Below are 22451 nucleotides of genomic sequence, written 5' to 3' on the forward strand. Positions count from 1 at the left end.
TTCGAACCGGCATGGCTTCAGCCCATGCGCCAGGACGAAAGCGGGATCGAACGTCGATTCAGCGGGATTGTTTATTCCCACTCAATCGTCGCCGGCGGCTTCCCCGAGATGTCGTACACGACCCGGTTGATCCCGCGCACCTCGTTGATGATCCGGTTCGACGCGCGGCCCAGCAGCGCGTACGGCAGATGCGCCCAGTGCGCGGTCATGAAGTCGGTCGTCTGCACCGCGCGCAGCGACGTCACGTAGTCGTACGTGCGGCCGTCGCCCATCACGCCTACCGACTTCACCGGCAGGAACACCGCGAATGCCTGGCTCGTCAGGTCGTACCAGCTCTTGCCGACGTCGCCCTCGCCGCACAGGCCGGCGGCCGCATCCTGCGCGGTCGCGGTCGTGTTGCGCAGTTCCTCGATGAAGATCGCGTCCGCGCGGCGCAGCAGGTCCGCGAACTCGCGCTTCACTTCGCCGAGGATCCGCACGCCGAGGCCCGGGCCCGGGAACGGATGGCGGTACACCATCTCCGGCGGCAGGCCGAGCGCGACGCCCAGCTCGCGCACCTCGTCCTTGAACAGGTCGCGCAGCGGTTCGAGCAGCTTCAGGCCGAGCGTTTCCGGCAGGCCGCCGACGTTGTGGTGGCTCTTGATCGTCGTCGCCTTCTTGGTCTTCGTGCCGCCCGATTCGACCACGTCCGGATAGATCGTGCCCTGCGCGAGCCACTTCGCCTTCGCCAGCTTCTTCGCCTCGGCCTGGAACACCTCGACGAACTCGCGGCCGATGATCTTGCGCTTCGCTTCCGGATCGGTCACGCCGGCCAGGTGGCCGAGGAACTGGTCGGACGCATCGACGTGCACGACCTTCGCGTGCAGGCGGCCCTCGAACATGTCGAGCACCATCTTGCCTTCGTTCAGGCGCAGCAGGCCGTGGTCGACGAACACGCAGGTGAGCTGGTCGCCGATCGCGCGATGGATCAGCGCGGCCGCGACACTCGAGTCGACCCCGCCCGACAGGCCGAGAATCACTTCCTCGTCACCAACCTGCTCGCGGATCTTCGCGACGGCTTCCTCGATGTGGTTGCTCATGATCCAGTCGGGCTTCGCACCGGCGATCTGCAGCACGAAGCGTTCGATGATCTGGCGGCCCTTCACCGTGTGCGTGACTTCCGGGTGGAACTGCACCGCGTAATAGCCGCGCGCCTCGTCGGCCATGCCGGCGATCGGGCAGCTCGGCGTCGACGCCATCAGCACGAAGCCCGGCGGCAGCTCGGCAACCTTGTCGCCGTGGCTCATCCAGACCTTCAGCATCCCGTGGCCTTCGGACGTCGTGAAATCCTCGATGCCGTCGAGCAGGCGCGTATGGCCGTGCGCGCGCATTTCCGCGTAACCGAATTCGCGATGGTCGCTCCACTCGACCTTGCCGCCGAGCTGCACGGCCATCGTCTGCATGCCGTAGCAAATGCCGAGCACCGGCACGCCGAGATCCCACACGGCCTGCGGCGCGCGCAGCTGGTGGTCTTCGTACGTGCTCGCGTGGCTGCCCGACAGGATCACCGCCTTCGGCGCGAACTCGCGGACGAAGTCGTCGGACACATCGTTCGGATGGATTTCGCAGTAGACATGCGCTTCGCGCACACGTCGCGCAATCAGTTGGGTGACTTGCGAACCGAAGTCGAGAATCAGGATTTTGTCGTGCATGGCTGCGGACGGGAAGAAGAGAAAAAGAAAAGCAGCGCATCATTTGCATCATGCGCTGCGTCAATAGCATGGACAGCGGCGTCGGGCGGAAGGCGGCTCGCGCGACGCATGGTCGGTCAATCCTGCATCGGCGGGCGCTCGTCGAGTGCGACGGTGCCTGACGACGAGCCGGATGCGGCCGGCGACGGTGCGGCGGCCGCCGCGGGACGGCTGACGACGGGTTCGGCGCGCGGCGCCCCGGACGAGGCGGCCGTCGCCATCGCGGGCTCGGCCGGACGCGCCGCCGGTGCGCGCGCCTCGAGCGCCTGCGCCTTTTCGCGCCGGCGCACGGCCGAAGCGAGCCGCACGCCGCCGAGGCCGAGCACGATCAGCGCGACGCCGGCCACGGCCGACAGCACCCTGCCGGCGGCCGCGAGCGCCGGGCCGCTGCCGGTGCCGATCGACCAGACGATCGTCAGCGCGCCGGTCAGCCAGTACACGTGGCCGACCGACCGCGCGACGGGCGCCGTGAGATCGCCGTTGAACGCTGCATGAAACGCGAGCCACGCGAGCCCGAGCAACGCGATGCCGAACGCCTGGCCGAGCATCGCCGGCTGGACGTTCGCGAGCTGCAGCGCGTTGAAGAGCGACTGCCAGGGCGTCAGCACGAACAGCACGCCGAACGCCAGCAGCAGCACGGCATCGACGATCAGCACGGCTCGCAGCAGCGGTTTCATCGCGATCAGTCCACGTGGTAGTTCGGCGCTTCCTTCGTGATCTGCACGTCGTGCACGTGCGACTCGCGCATGCCCGCGGCAGTGATCTGGACGAATTCGGCCTTGTCGTGCAGCTCGTCGATCGTGCGGCAGCCGCAGTAGCCCATGCTGGCGCGCACGCCGCCGACCAGCTGGAACAGGATCGCGTTGACCGAGCCCTTGTACGCGACGCGGCCTTCGATGCCTTCCGGCACGAGCTTGTCGATGTTCGCCGAGTTGTCCTGGAAGTAGCGGTCTGCCGCGCCGTCCTTCATCGCACCGACCGAGCCCATGCCGCGATACGACTTGTACTGGCGGCCCTGGTACAGGAACACGTCGCCCGGCGCCTCTTCGGTGCCCGCGAACATGCTGCCCATCATCACCGCGTTCGCGCCGGCCGCAAGGGCCTTCGACACGTCGCCCGAGAAGCGCACGCCGCCGTCGGCGATGCACGGCACGCCCGTGCCCTTCAGCGCTTCCGCGACGTTCGCGATCGCGCTGATCTGCGGCACGCCGACACCCGCGACGATACGCGTCGTGCAGATCGAGCCCGGGCCGATACCGACCTTGACCGCGTCCGCGCCGTATTCGACGAGCGCCTTCGCGGCGGAGGCCGTCGCGATGTTGCCGCCGATCACCTCGACGTGCGGGAAATTCTGCTTGACCCAGCGGACCCGCTCGAGCACGCCCTTGCTGTGGCCGTGCGCGGTGTCGACGACGATCACGTCGACGCCGGCCTGCACGAGCAGCTCGACGCGCTCTTCGTTGTCGGGGCCGACGCCGACCGCCGCGCCTGCGCGCAGCTTGCCGTGTTCGTCCTTGCAGGCGTCCGGGTGCTCGGTCTGCTTCGTGATGTCCTTGACGGTCATCAGGCCACGCAGTTCGAACGCGTCGTTGACGACCAGCACGCGTTCGAGACGGTGGCTGTGCATCAGCGCCTTCGCTTCGGCGAGCGGCGTGCCTTCCTTGACCGTGACGAGGCGCTCGCGCGGCGTCATGATCGACTTGACCGGCTCGTCGAGACGCGTTTCGAAACGCAGGTCGCGGTTCGTGACGATGCCGACGAGCTGCGGGCCCTCGACGACCGGGAAGCCCGAAATGCCATGCTGGCGCGACAGCGCGATCACGTCGCGCACCTTCATCTGCGGCGGCACCGTGATCGGATCGCGGACGACGCCCGATTCGAAGCGCTTGACCTTCGCGACCTCGCGAGCCTGCTCGGCCGGCGTGAGGTTCTTGTGGACGATGCCGACCCCGCCCTGCTGCGCCATCGCGATCGCGAGGCGACCTTCGGTGACCGTATCCATGGCGGCGGACACGAGCGGCATGTTCAGGGAGATGTTGCGGGTCAGCTTGGTCTTGAGGCTGGTGTCGCGCGGGAGAACGTCGGAGAAGGCGGGTACGAGGAGCACGTCATCGAAAGTGAGTGCTTTTTGGATCAGACGCATGGCAAATCCTATGGGCGCAAAAGCGAATTATACGCGAAGCGCTGCGAATTTTCACAACACGAACAACGGCTTAGCCGTTTTCGGGCCGACGGGGGCCGAATCGTTCGGATTGCCGTTCGGTTCGGTTTCGATCGCCTTTCGTTTCACCGCCGCATCGAACCATTCGCGCAACGGGCCGCGATACGGCAGGCTCGCCTGTTGCAGACAGCCCACGCGACGCCGGGCAAACCGGCGCACGGCCGGTATTGCCGGCCGCCGCGTGGGCTGCGTCAGCCTCATGGTCATCGCGCCCCACATGCCGGCAAACGCCGCGAACGCGCGGCCGGCGCCATGCCGCCGAAGTCGCCCACCCACCGTGCCGCACGCGCCCTTTTCGCGTCGAGCGGCACGCGACCAGCCATGCGTCGCGCGTCCTGTAGTGAGACGAATCGTCATGCCGGCCACCTCCTTCCAAAGGATGTCCGGGCACCGCTTACGAGGCCGTGCGGGTGGTGCTAGATTAGGGCCGGACATCGGCCGCAGGGAGTGACAAGAGTGGCGGAATTCGGATGGATTCGCTGATCACGGCGGCCGCGCGCGCGCTCGCGGCCGGTGACGCGCTCGGCGCACTGAACCGTGTCGCGTTGCGCGACGATGCGCCGGCGCTCGCGCTGCGCGGTATCGCGATGGCGCAGCTCGGCGATTTCGAACGGGCGCGCGCGCTCGTACGCGACGCGGCGCGCGCCTTCGGCGCGAAGGAAGCGGTAGCGCGTGCGCGCTGCGTCGTCGCGGAAGCCGAGATCGCGCTCGCATCGCGCGACCTTCGCTGGCCGGCACACGCGCTCGATGCGGCTTGCGCGACGCTCGACGCACACGGCGATCGCGCGAACGCAGCACATGCGCGCTATCTCGGCGTACGCCGGCTGCTGCTGACCGGCCGCCTCGACGAGGCCGAGCAGCTGCTCGCCAATCTCGACCCCGCACCGCTGCCGGCCGCATCACGCGCCACCCACGCACTGATCGCGGCCGGCATCGCGATGCGCCGCATCCGTACGCGCGCGGCCCGCGAAGCGCTCGCCCGGGCGCGCGCGGCCGCCCGCGACGCCGGCATCGCCGCGCTGACGGCCGAGGTCGACACGGCGGCGCGCGTGCTCGACGCACCCGCCGCGCAACTCGTCGTGCGCGGCACGTCGCGGCTCGTGCAGCTCGACGAAGTCGAGACGCTGTTCGCGTCGAACACGCTCGTCGTCGATGCATGCCGCCACACGGTGCGCGATGCCCGCACGACCGTGTCGCTCGCGCGTCGGCCCGTGCTGTTCATGCTCGCCCGCGCGCTCGGCGAGGCATGGCCGGCCGACGTGTCGCGCAATGCGCTCGTTGCTGCCGCGTTCCGCGCGAAACATGCCGACGCCTCGCATCGTGCGCGCCTGCGCGTCGAGATCGGCCGGCTGCGCGCGGTGTTGCGGCCGCTCGCGAACATTGTCGCGACGCCGCGCGGCTTTGCGCTCGAACCGCTCGGCGTACGCGAAACCGTCGTCCTCGCACGGCCGGCCGACGATCGCCACGCGGCCATGCTTGCGCTCCTCGCCGACGGCGAAGCATGGTCGAGTTCCGCGCTGGCGCTCGCGCTCGGCACGAGCCAGCGCACCGCACAGCGCGCGCTCGACGCGCTCGCCGGGGCGGGCAAGGTGCAGGCGCTCGGCCGCGGCCGAGCGCGCCGCTGGACGACGCCGCCGCTGCCCGGATTCGCGACGACCTTGTTACTCCCCGCTCCGCTGCCGGACGATTAGGATGACGTCACCGATCGACGACGAGGTGACGAACATGAAACGCTCACATGCAGACATCATTCGCGAATATGGCCCGTTTCCGGGTGTCGACGGCGTGCACGGCGTCACGTTCGACGGGCGGCACGTGTGGTACGCGTCCGGCGACAAGCTGAACGCGCTCGACCCGGAGCGCGGCACGACCGTCCGCTCGCTCGACGTCGCCGCGCACGCGGGCACGGCGTTCGACGGCCGCCACCTGTTCCAGATCGTCGAGGATCGCATCGAGAAGATCGACCCCGAATCGGGCCGCGTGCTCGCGACGATCCCGGCCCCCGGCGGCGGCGGCAACTCGGGGCTCGCGTGGGCCGAAGGCACGCTGTGGGTCGGCCAGTACCGCGAACGCAAGATTCATCAGGTGGATCCGCAATCGGGCGCGGTGCTGCGCACGATCGAATCGAACCGCTTCGTCACCGGCGTGACGTGGGTCGACGGCGAGCTGTGGCACGGCACCTGGGAAGCCGACCAGAGCACGTTGCGCCATGTCGATCCGCTCACCGGCCAGGTGCTGGAACAGGTCGACATGCCGCCCGGCGTCGGCGTATCGGGGCTCGAATCCGACGGCCGCGACTGTTTCTACTGCGGCGGCGGCAACAGCGGCAAGCTGCGCGCCGTGCGGCGCCCGGCACGCGCATCGGGCGACGGCGCCGACGCAACGCCCGGTCAGGCGGACGATCGCCCCGCCGCGGATCGCAGCCGTACCTGGCCGTGACCGCAGAGGCATCTCGCGGTACCGCCGCCTCGTCGCCCCAGGCCCCGCCCCGAGTGCAGGAATGAACAAGACGAAGCCCGGCCGGCGTCGCTAGGATGTGCGCTCGTCAGTCACGTGTTCGGAGCGGTCGATGCAGCGCGGTGTGGTTTATGGAGTCCTGGCAGGCGCCCTGTGGGGCATGGTGTTTCTCGTTCCGCGGCTGCTGACCGACTTCTCGCCGCTGCTGCTGAGCGCCGGCCGCTACGCGATGTACGGCCTCGTGTCGCTCGCGGCCGCGCTGCCGGCCGCCCGTTCGCTGCTCGCGCGGCTGACCCGCGACGATCTCGTCGCCCTCGTGAAGCTCGCCGTCGTCGGCAACGTGGCGTACTACATGCTGCTGTCCGGCGCCGTACACCTGATCGGCATCGCGCCCAGCTCGCTGATCGTCGGCGTGCTGCCCGTCACGGTCACGCTCGCGGGCCTCGGCGATCACGGCGCCGTACCGCTGCGACGCCTCGCCGCGCCGCTCGCGCTGGTGATCGCGGGCATCGTCTGCATCAACGTCGACCTGTTCACGTCCGAGGCCGCGCAAGCGACGACGCTCGGCGAGAAGCTCGCGGGCATCGGGTGCGCGGCGGGCGCGCTCGCAAGCTGGACCTGGTATGCGATCGCGAACGCCCGCTATCTGCAGCGCCATCATCGTTTCGGCGGCAACGAGTGGTCGGTGCTGTGGGGCGTCGTGACCGGCCTGATCGGCGGGCTCGTCTGGATCGCGATCCTCGCGCTGCCGGCCGGCACGGTGCAGGCGGCCGTCCCGGCGGCGCGCTGGCACCTGTTCTGGCTGCTGAACCTCGTGCTCGCGATCGGTGCGTCATGGCTCGGCAACGGGCTGTGGAATGCCGCGTCGAAGCGGCTGCCGCTGACGCTGTCGGGCCAGCTGATCGTGTTCGAGACCGTTTTCGCAATGCTTTACGCGTTCGCGTACGACCGGCGGATGCCGCATGCGCTCGAGATCGCCGCGCTCGTGCTGCTGCTCGCGGGGGTGTACGGCTCGGTGCGCCGGCACGGCAACATGCCCTCGGGCGGCAATACGCCGGACGCGACGCCCGGCGCGAACGCCGCGGCGCACTGAGCGCAGCCGCATCTGGTCAGACGAATCGACGTGAAAGGCGCGTCAGCGCGCGTCCTTGTGCATCCACTTGCGGCCCTCGATGGAGCCGTCGCGGCGCGACTTGTCGACGCGCCGCTGGCGCGCGAGCTTCGGATCGACGATCAACGGACGGTAGATCTCGACACGGTCGTGGTCGGCAAGCAACGCGTCGAGCGGCGCAAGCTTGCCGTACACGCCGGTCTTTGCGGTCGCGAGGTCGATTTCCGGGTGCAGCGCGAGCACGCCGCTCGCGTCGATCGCCGCGCGAACGGTCGCCCCGTCGGGCAGCGACAGCGGAATCAGCGTCTGGCGATCCGGCAGCGCATAGCAGACTTCGATCGACAGCATCGCGTCAGCCCTTCCCGTAGCGCTGGTCGGCGCGTTTCACGAACGAATCGACGAACGTGTTCGCGATGTGGTTGAACACGGGGCCGATGATCTTCTCGAGCAGGATGCTCGAAAATTCGTAGTGCAGCGAGAATTCGATCTTGCAGGCGTCGGCACGCAGCGCGGTGAAGCGCCACGAACCCGTGAACTTCTTGAACGGGCCGTCCGCGAACTCCATGTCGATCCGCACCGGGCGCTGCTGCGAGTTGCGCGTCGCGAAATGCTGCTTGATGCCCTTGAAGCTGATGTCGATGCGCGCTTCCATCCCGCTCTCGTCCTGACGGCGGATCTCGACGCCGCCGCACCAGGGCAGGAAATTGGGGTAGTCGGCCACATCGGTGACGAGGTCGAACATCTGTTCCGCCGAATGACGGATCAATACGGTTTTCTGGACATCTGCCATAAATCGCGCGGCATCGCTCTAGGTGAGAACGCAAGCCGGGCGATTCCCGCCCCGCTTTGCTAAAATCGTGATTTTAAACGAGTTGGCCCGATCCTTTCATGAGCATCATCGACAACAGGAAAGCGCACTTCGATTATCACATCGAGGAACGCTACGAGGCGGGGCTCGTGCTCGAGGGCTGGGAAGTCAAGGCGCTGCGCGCCGGGCGCGGCCAGATCAAGGAAGGCTACGTCGTCGTGAAGAACGCCGAGATCTTCCTGATCGGTACCCATATCAGCCCGCTGCCCGAAGCCTCGACGCACATCAAGCCCGACCCGGTACGCACGCGCAAGCTGCTGCTGCACCGCGAGGAAATCAAGAAGCTGATCGGCAAGGTCGAGCAGCGCGGTTACACGCTCGTGCCGCTGAACTTCCACTACAAGGGCGGTCGCGTGAAATGCGACATCGCGCTCGCGAAGGGCAAGAAGCTGCACGACAAGCGTGAAACCGAGAAGAAGCGCGACTGGGAACGCGAAAAGGCGCGCATCATGCGCGCCGGCACCTGACACGCACCGCGCGCGTCACAAACGACACGGCCCGCTCGAAGCGGGCCGTGTTGCGTTGTACGGGCAAAGCGTGGATGCCGGCCACCCGGCTTTAACCGGGGCCGCGGCCGGCACGCAATCGCCCGCTTCGGCCGGCGACAGGCATGGCCGGGGCATCTCCCACGCCCCGGCCGCGCGACGATTCGCCGCAGGCCGATCGCGCGCCGCGCAGGCCCGCCGCACCTGGCGGGTGCGGCTCAGGCCTTCCCGCCGGCGGCCGACCCCGCGTTTTTGACGATCGTCAGCGCCGACGAGATCGCGGTGCCGAGATCCGACAGGTTCGACGGCACGATCAGCGTATTGCCCTGCTTCGCGAGATTCGAGAACGCGCCGACATATTGCTCGGCGACCTTCAGGTTCACCGCGTCCATCCCGCCCTGCGACTGGATCGCCTGCGCGATCTTCTGGATCGCCTGCGCGTTCGCCTCGGCCACCGCCAGAATCGCGGCTGCCTGGCCCTGCGCCTGGTTGATCGCGGCCTGCCGCTCGCCTTCGGATTTCTGGATCGCCGCCTCGCGCGCACCCGACGCGAGGTTGATCTGCTCCTGCTTGCGGCCTTCCGACGCGGCGATCAGCGCGCGCTTTTCACGCTCGGCGGTGATCTGCGCCTGCATCGCATGCAGGATTTCCTTCGGCGGCGTGAGATCCTTGATCTCGTAACGCAGGACCTTCACGCCCCAGTTCGCCGCGGCCTGATCGAGCGCCGACACGATGTTGTGGTTGATGAAGTCGCGCTCCTCGAACGTCTTGTCGAGCTCGAGCTTGCCGACCACCGAACGCAACGTCGTTTGCGCGAGCTGCGTGATCGCGAGCACGAAGTTGCTCGACCCGTACGACGCCTTCATCGGATCGGTCACCTGGAAGTACAGCACGCCGTCGACCTGCAACTGCGTGTTGTCGCGCGTGATACAGACCTGGCTCGGCACGTCGAGCGGAATTTCCTTCAGCACGTGCCGGTAGGCGATGCGATCGACAAACGGCAGCACGATGTTCAGCCCCGGCGACAGCGTCGCGTGATAGCGCCCGAAGCGTTCGAGCACCCACGCGTGCTGTTGCGGCACGATCTTCACCGTCTTCGACACGATCACGATCGCGATGACGAGCAGGACAACCCAGATGATCAGCGAATCCATGAAATATTCCCTCCTTGTTGTACCGGCAGGCGGTCAGCCCGCGGGTTTCGCCACGACCACGAGACAATTGCCGCGTACGGCGCTTACCTGATACACGTGCGCATCGGTGCGCTCGCCGTTCGCGAGCTCGACGTCCCAGTCGGCGCCGCGATACTGCACGCGGGCGCGGCCGTCACGCCATGCATCGACCGTGACGGTCGAGCCGATATCGAGATTGACGTCGGGATTCGTCGACGTGTCGCGCTTCTGCTTGCGGCCTAGCCCCGAACGCCGCAGCACGATCATCGCGACGATCGCGACCGCGGCCGCCGCGCCGAACTGCACGTGCGGCGCGAATCCGGCCAGCTGCAGCAGGCCGCCCGCGAGAAAGCCGAGCGCGATCATCAGCAGGTAGAACGTGCCCGTGAGCAACTCGGCCACGACCAGCACGCCTACCGCGACCCACCAGAACAGATGCCCCGACATCATTGTGGTCTCCAGAAAAACGTCGCTCACGCTCGCTGCTTCGCATGAGGCCGGAGTACGCGCCGAAGCGCGGCTCCGGATCGACATGTTCGTCGCGCCGAGGGGGCGGTCGACCCGCCTGGATCGGCCCGACGCGTACCGACAAACAAAAACACCCCGGTGCTACCGGGGTGTTTATAGCATGAAGCTTGCATTTTGCCTTCAGCGAAAGCGCGGTGCCACCGCCCTTTCGCCGAGGATGCGTTACCGGACGTTACTTCCGGTTCGCGAGCGCCTGCCACGTATCGATGATCGTGTCGGGGTTCAGCGAGATCGACACGATGCCTTCGTCGGTCAGCCACTGCGCGAAGTCCGGGTGATCGGACGGGCCCTGGCCGCAGATGCCGACGTACTTGCCCATCCTGCGGCAGGTGTCGATCGCACGCTTCAGCAGGAACTTGACGGCCGGGTCGCGCTCGTCGAAGTCGACGGCCAGCAGTTCCATGCCCGAATCGCGGTCGAGGCCGAGCGTGAGCTGCGTGAGGTCGTTCGAGCCGATCGAGAAACCGTCGAAGAACTGCAGGAAATCTTCGGCGAGGATCGCGTTGGTCGGGACTTCACACATCATCACGAGGCGCAGGCCGTTTTCGCCGCGCTTCAGGCCGAACTTCTCGAGCAGGCCGACGACACGTTCCGCCTGCTTCACGGTCCGCACGAACGGCACCATGATCTCGACGTTGGTCAGGCCCATTTCGTCGCGCACGCGCTTCAGTGCACGGCACTCCATCTCGAATGCCTGCGCGAAGTCTTCGGCGATGTAGCGCGACGCGCCGCGGAAGCCCAGCATCGGGTTTTCCTCGTCCGGCTCGTAACGCGAACCGCCGATCAGCTTCTTGTACTCGTTCGACTTGAAGTCGGACAGACGCACGATCACGGGCTTCGGATAGAACGCCGCCGCGATCGTCGCGACACCTTCCGTCAGCTTGTCGACGTAGAACTGACGCGGCGACGCATGACCGCGCGCGACGCTCTCGACGGCCTTCTTCAGATCCTGGTCGATGTTCGGGTACTCGAGGATCGCCTTCGGGTGAACGCCGATGTTGTTGTTGATGATGAACTCGAGACGCGCGAGACCCACGCCGCCGTTCGGCAGTTGCGAGAAGTCGAACGCGAGCTGCGGGTTGCCGACGTTCATCATGATCTTGACCGGGATTTCCGGCAGTTCGCCGCGCTGCACTTCCGTGACTTCCGTCTCGAGCAGGCCGTCGTAGATCTTGCCTTCGTCGCCTTCCGCGCACGACACGGTGACGAGCGCGCCGTCCTTCAGGATGTCGGTCGCATCGCCGCAGCCGACCACTGCCGGCACGCCGAGCTCACGCGCGATGATCGCCGCGTGGCAGGTCCGTCCGCCACGGTTTGTGACGATCGCGGCCGCACGCTTCATTACCGGCTCCCAGTTCGGGTCGGTCATGTCGGCCACCAGCACGTCGCCCGGCTGCACACGTTCCATTTCCGACGGATCCTGGATCACGCGCACGGGGCCCGCGCCGATCTTCTGGCCGATCGCGCGGCCCGTCGCCAGCACCTGCGACTGGCCCTTCAGCTTGAAGCGCTGCTCGGCCTTGCCGGTTGCCTGGCTCTTCACGGTTTCCGGGCGCGCCTGCAGGATGAAGATCTTGCCGTCGCGGCCGTCCTTGCCCCACTCGATGTCCATCGGACGCTGGTAGTGCTTCTCGATGATGACCGCGTACTTCGCCAGCTCGATCACGTCTTCGTCGGTGATCGAGTAGCGGTTGCGCTGTTCGTGCGATACGTCGACCGTCTTCACGCGGCCCGGCTCGCCCGGCTGCGTGAACTCCATCTTGATCAGCTTCGAGCCGATCGAGCGGCGGATGATCGGGTATTTGTCCTGGGCGAGCGTCGTCTTGAACACATAGAACTCGTCCGGGTTCACCGCGCCCTGCACGACCGTTTCACCCAGGCCGTAGCTCGACGTGATGAACACGGCGTCCTTGAAGCCCGATTCGGTGTCGATCGTGAACATCACGCCGGCTGCGCCGACGTCCGAGCGGACCATGCGCTGCACGCCGGCCGACAGCGCGACCTCGGCGTGCGTGAAGCCCTTGTGCACGCGATACGAGATCGCGCGGTCGTTATACAGCGACGCGAACACGTGCTTCATGCGGTCGAGCACGTCCTCGATGCCGACGACGTTCAGGTACGACTCCTGCTGGCCGGCGAACGATGCGTCGGGCAGGTCTTCCGCGGTCGCGGACGAACGCACGGCGAACGACAGCTCGCTCGGCGAACCATTCTTCAGGACTTCGAACTGCGCGCGGATTTCCTGCTCGAGGCGGGCCTGCATCGGCGCGTCGACGATCCACTTGCGGATTTCGGCGCCGGCTTCCGCGAGCGCCTTCACGTCGTCGATGTCGAGCGACTCGAGACGCTTGGCGATACGATCGGTCAGGTCGTTGTGCTTGAGGAAATCGCGGAACGCGAGCGCGGTCGTGGCGAAACCGGTGGGTACGCGAACGCCTGCCTCGGAAAGCTGGCTGATCATCTCGCCGAGCGACGCATTCTTGCCGCCCACGATCTCCACATCGGTCATCCGCAACTGCTCGAACGGAATTACATACGCCTGGTCCTTTGCGACGTTTGCTGCGTTAGTCATACAAGCCCCTAAGTGTGAAAAAAATGCTCGATCGCGCAAGTGGGCTCGAACGCGGGCGCTTGCAAAAAAGCGCGGCGCGTCTTGCGCAACCTGTTAGATAAACACTCGCAGCGGCGAAAAATATTCCGACCCGATTTGCAAAAATCCCGGCAGAAGGGCGATGGTTGCAGCCATATCGCCAAACTTGCCGGGAATTTTCGAATCGGGCGGCGCAGCCGGGGGCGCCGTTCGCGCCCTGCCCCCGCAATTGCTTATCCAACAGGTTGCCGCTATTCTACCGTGCCGGCTGCCGGATGTGGCGCGACCTTGTCACTGCGCCTGGAGGCGAACCTCCAGCCGCCCGCGCAACCGCCCTTCACGTTCGACGCCCAGATTCATGCTGCCTACCGTATTCATCGTCTCCGACGGCACCGGGATCACTGCCGAAACCTTCGCGCACTCGATCCTCTCCCAGTTCGACCAGAAATTCCGTCTCGTGCGCGTGCCGTTCGTCGACTCGCTCGACAAGGCCTACGCGACCGTCGAAAAGATCAACGAGGCCGCCGTGCACGACGGCCGCCGCGCGATCGTGTTCACGACGCTCGTCGACAGCGAATCGAACGACATCGTCAAGCGTTCGAACGCACTCGTGCTCGACATGTTCCAGCGCTTCGTCGAGCCGCTCGAGCAGGAACTGGAGCTCAAGTCGAGTCACGCGATGGGTCGCGGCCACCAGAACGCGGACACCGAGGAATACAAGACCCGGATCGAGGCGATCAACTTCTCGCTCGCGCACGACGACGGCCAGTCGAACCGCAACCTGTCGGAAGCCGACGTGATCCTCGTCGGCGTGTCGCGCAGCGGCAAGACGCCGACGAGCCTGTATCTCGCGATGCAGTATGGCGTGAAAGCCGCGAACTACCCGCTGATTCCGGAAGACTTCGAGCGCGGCAAGCTGCCGTCGGCGCTCGCCGCGCACCGCGAGAAGCTGTTCGGGCTGTCGATCGACCCGCAGCGCCTGTCGGAGATCCGCAACGAGCGCCGGCCGGGCAGCAAGTATGCGGCGCCCGAGAATTGCCGCTACGAGATCAACGAGGCCGAGGCGATGATGCGCCGCGAGGGGATCAAGTGGCTGTCGTCGACGCACAAGTCGATCGAGGAAATCGCGACGACCATCCTGCAGGAAATCCGTCTCGACCGGCAGTCGTACTGAGCGCCGGCGGCCGCGCGGCCGCCGCTGCAAACGCAAAGGCCGCGTTCATGAACGCGGCCTTTTTTCGTCGTACCCGGAGTGCGCGTCCGGCCGTCACCCGCGCCGTTGCTGGCGCACCTGCTCGAACAGGCAGACCGCCGCCGCCGCCGCGACGTTCAGCGACTCCATCCCGCCCGGCTGCGGAATCGTCACGCGATGCGTGGCCACCTCGCGCCAGTATGCCGACACACCCGCCCCTTCGTTGCCGAACACCCACGCCACGGGGCCCGACAGGTCGCACTCGTAAAGCGCCTGCGCGCCGTGCGAATCGGTCAGTGCAACCGGTACGTCGAGACGCTCGGCGAGCGCGGCGGCTTCGACGTCCTCGTGGATCGACAACAGGAAATGTGCGCCCATACCCGAGCGAAGCACCTTCGACGACCAGGCGTACGCAGTGCCCGGCGCACAGAACACGTGGCGCACGCCCGCGGCCGCCGCGCTGCGCAGGATCGAGCCGACGTTGCCGGCATCCTGCACGCCGTCGAGCACGACCGACGTATGCGCGACGCGCGCCGGCAGCGGCTGCGCGGGCCGGTCGACGAGCAGCAGGAAGCCGACGCCGCTGACGACGTTCGACAACTGCCCGAACAGCGCGTCGGGCAGCGTGACGACCCGCTGCGCGTCGATGCGCGCGACGATCGCCTGCGCCTCGGCGTGGCCGAGCGCCCCTTCGGTCGCGACACACAGCTCCGGCATTGCGCCCGTATCGAGGTACGCGCTCGCGAGATGGAATCCTTCGAGCAGCGCCTGGCCGCTGCGGCGCTGATGCGACGTGGAGCCCGCGAGCGCCTTCAGGCGCTTGTACAGCGGGTTGTCGCGAGAGGTGATGCTTTTCATCGAATCAGATCAAGTGCGGCGCGAACCGGTGCGAACGAGCGACGGTGCGCTTCGCACGGCCCGTGCTCGCGCAGCGCGGCAAGGTGTTTCGCGGTGCCGTAGCCCGCATGCACGTTGAAGCCGTACACCGGGAAACGTTCATGCAGGTCGACGAGCATGCGGTCGCGCGTGACCTTCGCGAGGATCGACGCGGCCGAGATGCTCGGCACGAGTGCGTCGCCGCTGACGATCGCCTCGGCGCGCACCGTCAGCGTCGGGCAGCGGTTGCCGTCGATCTGCGCGAGCGTCGGCAAGACCGACAGGCCCTCGACAGCCCGCTTCATCGCGAGCATCGTCGCATGCAGGATGTTCAGCGTATCGATTTCGTCGACGCTCGCCGACGCGACGCAGTACGCGCGCGAACGCGCGACGATCAGGTCGTACAGTGCGTCGCGCTTCTTCGCGGACAGCGCCTTCGAATCGTCGAGGCCGTCGATCGGCTGCGCCGGATCGAGGATCACCGCGGCGGCCACTACCGGACCCGCGAGCGGGCCGCGGCCCGCCTCGTCGACCCCGCAGACGATCTCGTCGGGCCGGCTGAAGTCGAGGCCGCCCTGCATGTCGCTCGACGCACGGCGGCGTGGTGTGCGTGCCGCCGTCATACGCGCCTCTTGCGTTGTTCGAGCACGCGCACGACCGCTTCGGCCGCCTTCACGGCCGTGTTCTGCCGCAGCGAAAGATGCATTTCGGTAAAGACGTCGGTCAGCGTGCGGCGGTTCGCGTCGTCGCGCAGCTGCGTAAGCGTCGCATCGGCGAGCGCCTCGGGCGTCGCGAAATGCTGCAGCAGCTCGGGCACGACGAAACGCCCCGCGAGGATGTTCGGCAAGCCGACATACGGCAGGTAGCCCTGCCGGCGCATGATCTGCCCGGTCAGCCAGGGCACCTTGTACGAGATCACCATCGGCTTCTTCAGCAGCGCGGCTTCCAGCGTCACCGTGCCGCTCTTCACGAGGATCGCGTCGGCCGCCGTCATCGCGACCTGCGAGCGGCCGTCGGTGATCGTCAGCGCGAGCTGCGGATGCGCGTCGACGAGCGGCCGCAGCAGCTCGCGCAGCGCGGGCGTCGCCGCCGGCATCACGAACCGCACGCCGGGCTCGCGTTGCTGCATCAGCGCCATCGCCGCGAAGAAGGTCGGGCCGATCAACCCGATTTCCGAGCGCCGGCTGCCCGGCAGCACCGCGATCACGGGGCCGTCGGCCGGCAGTCCCAGCGCGATACGTGCGCCGTGCGTATCGGGTTCGAGCGGAATCTCGTCGGCCAGCGGATGGCCGACGTAGGTCGACGCGACGCCCGCCTTGTCGAGAAGCGCCGGCTCGAACGGGAACAGGCACAGCATGTGGTCGACGGACTTCGCAATCTTCTTGATCCGACCGCCGCGCCACGCCCAGATGGACGGGCACACGAAGTGGATCGACGGGATGCCCGCGTCGCGCGCGGCCTGCTCGACGTTGAAGTTGAAGTCGGGCGCGTCGACGCCGATGAAGGCGTCCGGCCGCTCGGCGAGCAACTGGCGCTTCAGCTCGCCGCGAATCCGCAGGATCTCGGGAATCTGGCCCAGCGCCTCGACATAGCCGCGCACGGTCAGCTTGTCCATCTGCCAGTGCGAATCGAAGCCCTGCGCGATCATGCGCTGCCCGCCGATCCCGTAGTACTGGGCCGCTTCGGGCAGCCGCTCGCGCAGCCCGCCGAGCAGCGACGCCGCGAGCAGGTCGCCCGACGGTTCGCCCGCCACCATCGCGAGCCGGAGCTGATTGGTCGGAAGCGGCATCGCTTAGCGGATGATGCCGCGTTGCGACGCGTCGATGAACTCGACGAGCGCCTTCACGGGCACGTCGCCCTCGCCGCCCGCCACCGCCAGCTCGCGCAACTGCGCTTTCGCTTCCTCGAGCGACAGGCCGTTCTTGTACAGCAGGCGATACGCGCTGCGCAGCGCGGAGATCGCGTCGGGCGAGAAGCCGCGCCGGCGCAACCCTTCGACGTTGATCCCGTGCGGCTCGGCCTTGTTGCCGGCCGCGATCACGAACGGCGGCACGTCCTGCACGAGCGCCGATGCGCCGCCCAGCATCGAGTGCGCACCGATGCGCACGAACTGGTGAACGCCCGACATCCCGCCGACGATCGCCCAGTCGCCGATCTCGACGTGGCCGGCCATCTGCGCGTTGCTCGACAGGATCACGTGGCTGCCGACGCGGCAGTCATGACCGATGTGCACATAGGCCATGATCCAGTTGTCGTCGCCGAGCGTCGTCACGCCGCCATCCTGCACGGTACCCGTGTGGATCGTCGTGAATTCGCGGATCGTGTTGCGGCTGCCGATCACGAGCCGCGTCGGCTCGTCCTTGTACTTCATGTCCTGCGGACGGCCGCCGACCGACGCGTAATGGCCGATGCGGTTGTCCTCGCCGAGCGTCGTATGGCCTTCGATCACGCTGTGCGAGCCGATCGTCGTACGCGCGCCGATCGTAACGTGCGGACCGACGATCGCGTACGGACCGATCTCGACCGATTCGTCGATCTGCGCGCCCGGTTCGACAATCGCGGTGGGATGAATCCTGGTCATGCGCCGTTGCCTCTCGATGTGATGTGTCGCGTTGCGTTGCCTGTGCGTGCCGCGCCGCTCAGGGCGCCACGTCGGTCGTCTTGACCGTGCACATCAGTTCGGCTTCCGCCGCCACCTTGCCGTCCACTTCCGCCACCGCCTTGAACTTCCAGATGCCGCGGATGTAGCGTTCGAACGTCACGTTCAGAATCAGTTGGTCGCCCGGCTCGACCGGGCGCTTGAAGCGTGCGCCGTCGATCCCGACGAAGTAGTACAGCGTATTCTCAGGGTCCTTCGGCTGCTCTTCCGAGAAGGTCAGCAGCGCCGCGGCCTGCGCGAGCGCCTCGAGGATCAGCACGCCCGGCATCACCGGCCGCTTCGGGAAATGTCCCTGGAAGAACGGCTCGTTGATCGACACGTTCTTCAGCGCTTTGATTCCCTTGTGCGGTTCGAGTTCGAGCACGCGATCGACGAGCAGAATCGGGTAGCGATGCGGCAGCAGCGTGAGGATCTTGTGGATGTCGAGATTGATTTTTTCAGTGCTCATGATGGTTCGTCTCACGCAAATGCTGCGCGGTGGTGATGCAAAGGCTGAAGCGGGCCGCCATGCGGCCCAGTCTGGCAAACCGGGCCGGTTGCGCTGGCCGTGCCCGGTTCGAGGTCTCGCATGATGCGCTCAGGCTTGCGTGCCGCCCTGGGCGGCGAGCGCGGCTTCGAGCGCCTTGATGCGGTCGCGCAGCTTGTCGAGGTTGCGCACGAGCGCAGCGCTCTTGTTCCACTCGCCGTGGTCGACGGCCGGGAACGCGCTGGTATAGATGCCGGCTTTCGGCAGCGATTTCGATACGCCCGACTTCGCGGTGATGATGACGTAGTCGCCGAGCGTCACGTGGCCGGCGATCCCGGCCGCGCCGCCGATCATGCAGTGGCGGCCGATCGTCGTGCTGCCCGCGATGCCCGCGCTGCCGGCGATCACCGTGTAGGCGCCGATCCGGCAGTTGTGGCCGATCTGGACCTGGTTGTCGATCTTCACGCATGCCTCGATGACGGTGTCCGCCATCGCGCCGCGATCGATCGTCGTGTTCGCGCCGATCTCGACGTCCGGGCCGATCGTTACACCGCCGACCTGCGGGATCTTGACCCAGCTGCCGGTGCGCGCCTCGCCGTCGCCGACGAAATCCGGCGCGAAGCCGAAGCCATCGGAGCCGATCACGGCGCCCGCGTGGATGATCGCGCGCGGGCCGATCTTGCAGCCGTGGTACACCGATGCGTTCGGATACAGGTGCGAGCCCGCGCCGACCGTCGTACCGCGGCCGACGAACACGTTCGCGTCGAGTTGCACGCCGTCTTCGATCACCGCGCCGGCCTCGACCGTCACGTGCGGACCGATCACCGCGCTCGCGGCGACCTGGGCGGCCGGATCGATCGTCGCGCTCGGATGCACGCCCGCCGCGCGCGGCGGCGCGGCCAGATCGATGAACATCTGCGCGACGCGCGCGAAGTACGCGTACGGATTCGGCGTCACGATGAAGCCGCGCGGGCCGTCCGGCCGGCCGATCGCGGCCGCGCCCAGCTTTTCGAGATCCTTCGGCGCGATCAGCACCGCGCCGGCGCGGGTCGACTCGACCTGCGACAGGTACTTCGGATTCGCGAGGAACGCGAGCTGCTGCGGGCCTGCCTGGTCGAGCGGCGCGAGCCCGCCGACCTTGCACTGTGCGTCGCCGGCGATCTCGCCGCCGAACCGCTTTACGAGTTCCTCAAGCGTCAATGCCATTCGTCGTCTGCTCCGTTCAGTTCGTCGAGCCGGACGCGAGCGCCTTGAGCACCTTGTCGGTGATGTCGATGCGCGGGCTGACGTACACGGCTTCCTGCACGATCAGGTCGTAATTCTGCTGCTCGGCGATCTGCTTGATGACCTTGTTCGCCTTCTCGAGCACGGCCGCCAGTTCCTCGTTGCGGCGCTGGTTCAGGTCTTCGCGGAACTCGCGCTGCTTGCGCTGAAAGTCGGTATCGAGCTGGGCGAGATCGCGCTGTTTCTGCGCGCGGTCGGCCGCCGACAGCGACGCGCCGTTCTTGTCCAGCGAATCGGACATCGATTTCAGCCGCGCTGCCAGGTCCTGCAGATCCTTGTCACGCTTCGCGAACTCGGCTTCGAGCTTCGTCTGCGCCGCCTTCGCGGGCGCTGACTCGCGCAGGATCCGATCCGAATTGACCGCCGCGATGCGGGCGACGTCCTGTGCGTGCACCGTCGCCGCGCCCAGGGCCAGCGCAACGGTCAGCGCGCACATCACTCGTTTCGAAAACTTACCGGTTAGCAAAATTACCCTCTCGTTGCTGTTGTCATGCGTTCCGTCAGAACGCCGTCCCGATCTGGAACTGGAATTTCTGGTACTGGTCGCCCTCGTGCTTCTGCAGCGGGAAACCGAGGCTGAGCTTCAGCGGGCCAATCGGCGAGATCCACGCAAGACCCACACCGTAGCCGTACCGCAGGCCGTTGGCGCCCGTACTCGTGCCGCCCGGCGCGTTACCCCACACGTTACCGCCGTCGAGGAACGTGAACACGCGCAGCGTCCGGTCGTAGCCGGTGCCCGGCAGCGGGAACGTCAGTTCGATGTTGCCAACGACCATCTTCGAGCCGCCGATCGGGTCGTTCGTCTTCGTGTCGCGCGGGCCCAGCGAGCTCGGCTCGTAGCCCCGCACGGAGCCGATACCGCCCGCGTAGTAGTTCTTGAAGATCGGGTACGGGTTGCCGATACCGTTGCCGTAGCCGCCCTGCAGGTTCATGCCCAGGATGAAGCCGCGCGAGAACGAGTAGTAGTACTGGGCCTGCAGGTCGGCCTTGTAGTACTGGATCTTGCCGACCGGCACGCCGTACTCCATGTTCGCCTGCGTGAAGTAGCCGCGGCTCGGAATCAGCGCGCTGTCACGTGCGTCGCGCGACCACGCGACCGTCAGCGGCACCGTGTTCGACACACGGCCGAACTCGGTCACGTAATCCTGGTAGCTCTGCGGCGTGTTCGCATCGACGTCGAGGCGGTTCTGCTCCAGGCCCGCGCCGAAATAGACGGTGTCGACTTCCGAGAACGGGATGCCGAACTTCAGGTTGCCGCCGGCGCTGATGATCCGGAAGCTCGAGTTGGTCGAATAGTAGAGCGGCTGGTACGTGCGGTAGTAGACGTCCGTGATCCGCTTGATGCCGTCGACCGTGAAATACGGATCGACCTGCGTGACGGTCAGCGTGCGGTAGCTCTTTGCGGTGTTGACGTTCACCGACAGGCTCGTACCCGAACCGAACACGTTGTCCTGCGACACGCCGGCCGACAGCACGACCTTGTCCGTCGACGAGAAGCCCGCGCCCAGCGTAATTGCGCCGGTCGGCTTTTCGTCGACCTTCACGTTCACGTCGACCTGGTCGTTCGTGCCTTCGACCGGCACCGTCGTCACGTCGACGTTGGTGAAGTAGCCGAGGCGGTTCACGCGATCCTTCGACAGCGCGAGGCGGTTCGAATCGAACCACGAGCTTTCGAGCTGGCGCATTTCGCGGCGTACCACTTCATCGCGCGTGCGCGTGTTGCCGACGACGTTGATGCGGCGCACGTACACGCGGCGGCTCGGATCGACGACGAGGTTCAGGTTCACCTTGTGGTTCGCCTGGTCGATGTCCGGCTGCGCGTTGACGGTCGCGAACGCATAGCCGTATTCGCCGAGCTTGTCGACGATCGACTTCGTGGTCTGCTGCAGCTTTTCGGCCGAGAAGCGGTCGCCCGCCTTGATCTTGACCAGCTTGTTGAGTTCGGCCTCGCGATCGAGCAGGTTGCCCGACAGCTTGATGCCCGACACCGTGTACGGTTCGCCTTCGTGCAGCGTGACCGTCAGGTACATGTCCTTCTTGTCGGGCGAGATCGACACCTGGGTCGACTCGATGTTGAACTCGAGATAGCCGCGGTTCAGGTAGTACGAGCGCACGGCCTCGAGGTCGCCCGTCAGCTTTTCCTTCGAGTACAGGTCGTTCTTCGTGTACCACGAGAACCAGTTCGGCGTCGACAGCTGCATCTCGTCACGCAGCTTGCTGGTGCTGAATGCCTTGTTGCCGATGAAGTTGATCTGGCGGATCTTCGCGCTCGGGCCTTCGGCCACCGCGAACAGGATCGACACGCGGTTCGCGTCGACCGGCGTGATCGTCGTCTTGACCTCGGCCGCATAGAAGCCGCGCGTCAGGTACTGGCGCTTGAGTTCCTGCTCCGCCTTGTCGACGAGCGCCTTGTCGTAGTAGCGACCGTCGGCGAGACCGACCGCGCGCAGCGCCTTCGTCAGGTTGTCCTTGTCGAACTCCTTCGTGCCGGTGAAGTCGATCGACGCGATGGCCGGCCGCTCCTGCACCTGCACGATCACGACATTGCCCTGCGTGGCAATGCGCACGTCGTTGAAAAAGCCCGTCGCGTACAGCGCGCGGATTGCTTCGGATGCCTTGTCGTCCGTGAAGGTATCGCCCTGCTTGATCGGCAGATAGGCGAACACCGACCCCGCTTCGACGCGCTGCAGCCCCTCGATCTTGATGTCTTGCACCACGAACGGTGCCGCTGCATGCGCCGCGAGGCCGTGCGCGGCGAGCGCGGCCGCTGCAACTGTCTTAGGTACAAAGCGATGAGGTTTGAACAACATGC

The 22451-nt window shown here is 66.6% G+C and carries 22 protein-coding genes; 5 read left to right on the forward strand and 17 right to left on the reverse strand.

Annotation, left to right across the window (positions count from 1 at the left end):
• Positions 1-71 precede the first annotated feature (71 nt).
• The 4 genes from guaA to GQ56_RS45880 form a co-directional block, all read right to left on the reverse strand.
• Complete coding sequence (gene guaA / locus GQ56_RS0114520) at positions 72-1691, reverse strand: glutamine-hydrolyzing GMP synthase (protein WP_031399345.1); 1620 nt, start codon at positions 1689-1691, stop codon at positions 72-74.
• Between the two features lie 116 nt (positions 1692-1807).
• Positions 1808-2407, reverse strand: coding sequence for a hypothetical protein (locus GQ56_RS0114525; protein ID WP_031399346.1), 600 nt, complete (start codon positions 2405-2407; stop codon positions 1808-1810).
• A gap of 5 nt (positions 2408-2412) precedes the next feature.
• A complete protein-coding gene (guaB, locus tag GQ56_RS0114530) occupies positions 2413-3873 on the reverse strand; it encodes an IMP dehydrogenase (RefSeq protein ID WP_031399347.1) in 1461 nt (486 codons plus the stop codon).
• 51 nt (positions 3874-3924) lie between these two features.
• Positions 3925-4308: a hypothetical protein gene (locus GQ56_RS45880; protein WP_152601759.1), complete on the reverse strand. Its 384-nt coding sequence runs from the start codon at positions 4306-4308 to the stop codon at positions 3925-3927.
• 113 nt (positions 4309-4421) lie between these two features.
• Between GQ56_RS45880 and GQ56_RS0114540 the strand changes: the two genes are divergently transcribed.
• The 3 genes from GQ56_RS0114540 (at position 4422) to GQ56_RS0114550 (ending at position 7501) form a co-directional block, all read left to right on the forward strand.
• On the forward strand, positions 4422-5642 hold the full coding sequence (locus GQ56_RS0114540) for a hypothetical protein (RefSeq protein WP_031399348.1): 1221 nt from the start codon (positions 4422-4424) through the stop codon (positions 5640-5642).
• Positions 5643-5676: 34 nt separating this feature from the next.
• On the forward strand, positions 5677-6390 hold the full coding sequence (locus tag GQ56_RS0114545) for an NHL repeat-containing protein (protein ID WP_031399349.1): 714 nt from the start codon (positions 5677-5679) through the stop codon (positions 6388-6390).
• Positions 6391-6520: 130 nt separating this feature from the next.
• A complete protein-coding gene (locus tag GQ56_RS0114550) occupies positions 6521-7501 on the forward strand; it encodes a DMT family transporter (protein ID WP_031399350.1) in 981 nt (326 codons plus the stop codon).
• A gap of 42 nt (positions 7502-7543) precedes the next feature.
• Here GQ56_RS0114550 and GQ56_RS0114555 read toward each other — a convergent pair whose 3' ends face one another.
• Both GQ56_RS0114555 and GQ56_RS0114560 read right to left on the reverse strand, forming a co-directional pair.
• Positions 7544-7867, reverse strand: coding sequence for an RnfH family protein (locus tag GQ56_RS0114555; protein ID WP_031399351.1), 324 nt, complete (start codon positions 7865-7867; stop codon positions 7544-7546).
• Positions 7868-7871: 4 nt separating this feature from the next.
• Complete coding sequence (locus GQ56_RS0114560) at positions 7872-8309, reverse strand: type II toxin-antitoxin system RatA family toxin (RefSeq protein WP_031399352.1); 438 nt, start codon at positions 8307-8309, stop codon at positions 7872-7874.
• 98 nt (positions 8310-8407) lie between these two features.
• On the opposite strand from GQ56_RS0114560, the gene smpB reads away from it, so the two are divergent.
• Complete coding sequence (gene smpB, locus GQ56_RS0114565) at positions 8408-8854, forward strand: SsrA-binding protein SmpB (RefSeq protein WP_006478511.1); 447 nt, start codon at positions 8408-8410, stop codon at positions 8852-8854.
• A gap of 236 nt (positions 8855-9090) precedes the next feature.
• On the opposite strand, the gene GQ56_RS0114570 is transcribed toward smpB, so the two are convergent.
• The 3 genes from GQ56_RS0114570 to ppsA form a co-directional block, all read right to left on the reverse strand.
• Positions 9091-10026: an SPFH domain-containing protein gene (locus tag GQ56_RS0114570; protein WP_031399353.1), complete on the reverse strand. Its 936-nt coding sequence runs from the start codon at positions 10024-10026 to the stop codon at positions 9091-9093.
• A gap of 33 nt (positions 10027-10059) precedes the next feature.
• Positions 10060-10494 (reverse strand): NfeD family protein, encoded by a 435-nt coding sequence (locus GQ56_RS0114575; RefSeq protein WP_031399354.1) that lies wholly within the window; start codon positions 10492-10494, stop codon positions 10060-10062.
• A gap of 250 nt (positions 10495-10744) precedes the next feature.
• A complete protein-coding gene (gene ppsA / locus GQ56_RS0114580) occupies positions 10745-13144 on the reverse strand; it encodes a phosphoenolpyruvate synthase (protein WP_031399355.1) in 2400 nt (799 codons plus the stop codon).
• A 376-nt stretch (positions 13145-13520) separates the two neighbouring features.
• Between ppsA and ppsR the strand changes: the two genes are divergently transcribed.
• Positions 13521-14336: a posphoenolpyruvate synthetase regulatory kinase/phosphorylase PpsR gene (ppsR, locus tag GQ56_RS0114585; protein WP_031399356.1), complete on the forward strand. Its 816-nt coding sequence runs from the start codon at positions 13521-13523 to the stop codon at positions 14334-14336.
• A gap of 93 nt (positions 14337-14429) precedes the next feature.
• Here the strand turns inward: ppsR and GQ56_RS0114590 are convergent, their stop codons facing one another.
• From GQ56_RS0114590 to bamA, 8 genes are all read right to left on the reverse strand, one after another.
• The gene (locus tag GQ56_RS0114590; RefSeq protein WP_031399357.1) at positions 14430-15212 is read right to left on the reverse strand and encodes a TrmH family RNA methyltransferase; all 783 of its coding nucleotides are present in this window, start codon (positions 15210-15212) and stop codon (positions 14430-14432) included.
• Positions 15209-15853 carry a ribonuclease HII gene (gene rnhB, locus GQ56_RS0114595; RefSeq protein WP_031399358.1) on the reverse strand — a complete coding sequence of 215 codons (645 nt, stop codon included), beginning with the start codon at positions 15851-15853 and terminating at the stop codon, positions 15209-15211. The genes GQ56_RS0114590 and rnhB overlap by 4 nt, the downstream gene beginning before the upstream one ends.
• Positions 15850-17019: a lipid-A-disaccharide synthase gene (gene lpxB, locus GQ56_RS0114600; protein WP_031399359.1), complete on the reverse strand. Its 1170-nt coding sequence runs from the start codon at positions 17017-17019 to the stop codon at positions 15850-15852. Before lpxB ends, rnhB begins: the two co-directional genes overlap by 4 nt.
• Positions 17020-17022: 3 nt before the next feature.
• Positions 17023-17811: an acyl-ACP--UDP-N-acetylglucosamine O-acyltransferase gene (gene lpxA, locus GQ56_RS0114605; RefSeq protein WP_031399360.1), complete on the reverse strand. Its 789-nt coding sequence runs from the start codon at positions 17809-17811 to the stop codon at positions 17023-17025.
• Between the two features lie 58 nt (positions 17812-17869).
• A complete protein-coding gene (fabZ, locus tag GQ56_RS0114610; RefSeq protein WP_021159112.1) occupies positions 17870-18337 on the reverse strand; it encodes a 3-hydroxyacyl-ACP dehydratase FabZ in 468 nt (155 codons plus the stop codon).
• Between the two features lie 129 nt (positions 18338-18466).
• Positions 18467-19561, reverse strand: a complete 1095-nt coding sequence (gene lpxD, locus GQ56_RS0114615) for a UDP-3-O-(3-hydroxymyristoyl)glucosamine N-acyltransferase (protein WP_031399361.1) — start codon at positions 19559-19561, stop codon at positions 18467-18469.
• A 16-nt stretch (positions 19562-19577) separates the two neighbouring features.
• A complete protein-coding gene (locus GQ56_RS0114620) occupies positions 19578-20075 on the reverse strand; it encodes an OmpH family outer membrane protein (protein WP_011549544.1) in 498 nt (165 codons plus the stop codon).
• A gap of 64 nt (positions 20076-20139) precedes the next feature.
• Entirely contained in the window at positions 20140-22449 is a 2310-nt protein-coding gene (bamA, locus tag GQ56_RS0114625) for an outer membrane protein assembly factor BamA (RefSeq protein ID WP_031399362.1), read from the reverse strand.
• Positions 22450-22451: the final 2 nt, after the last annotated feature.

The organism is Burkholderia paludis, from assembly GCF_000732615.1.
Taxonomy (GTDB): domain Bacteria; phylum Pseudomonadota; class Gammaproteobacteria; order Burkholderiales; family Burkholderiaceae; genus Burkholderia; species Burkholderia paludis.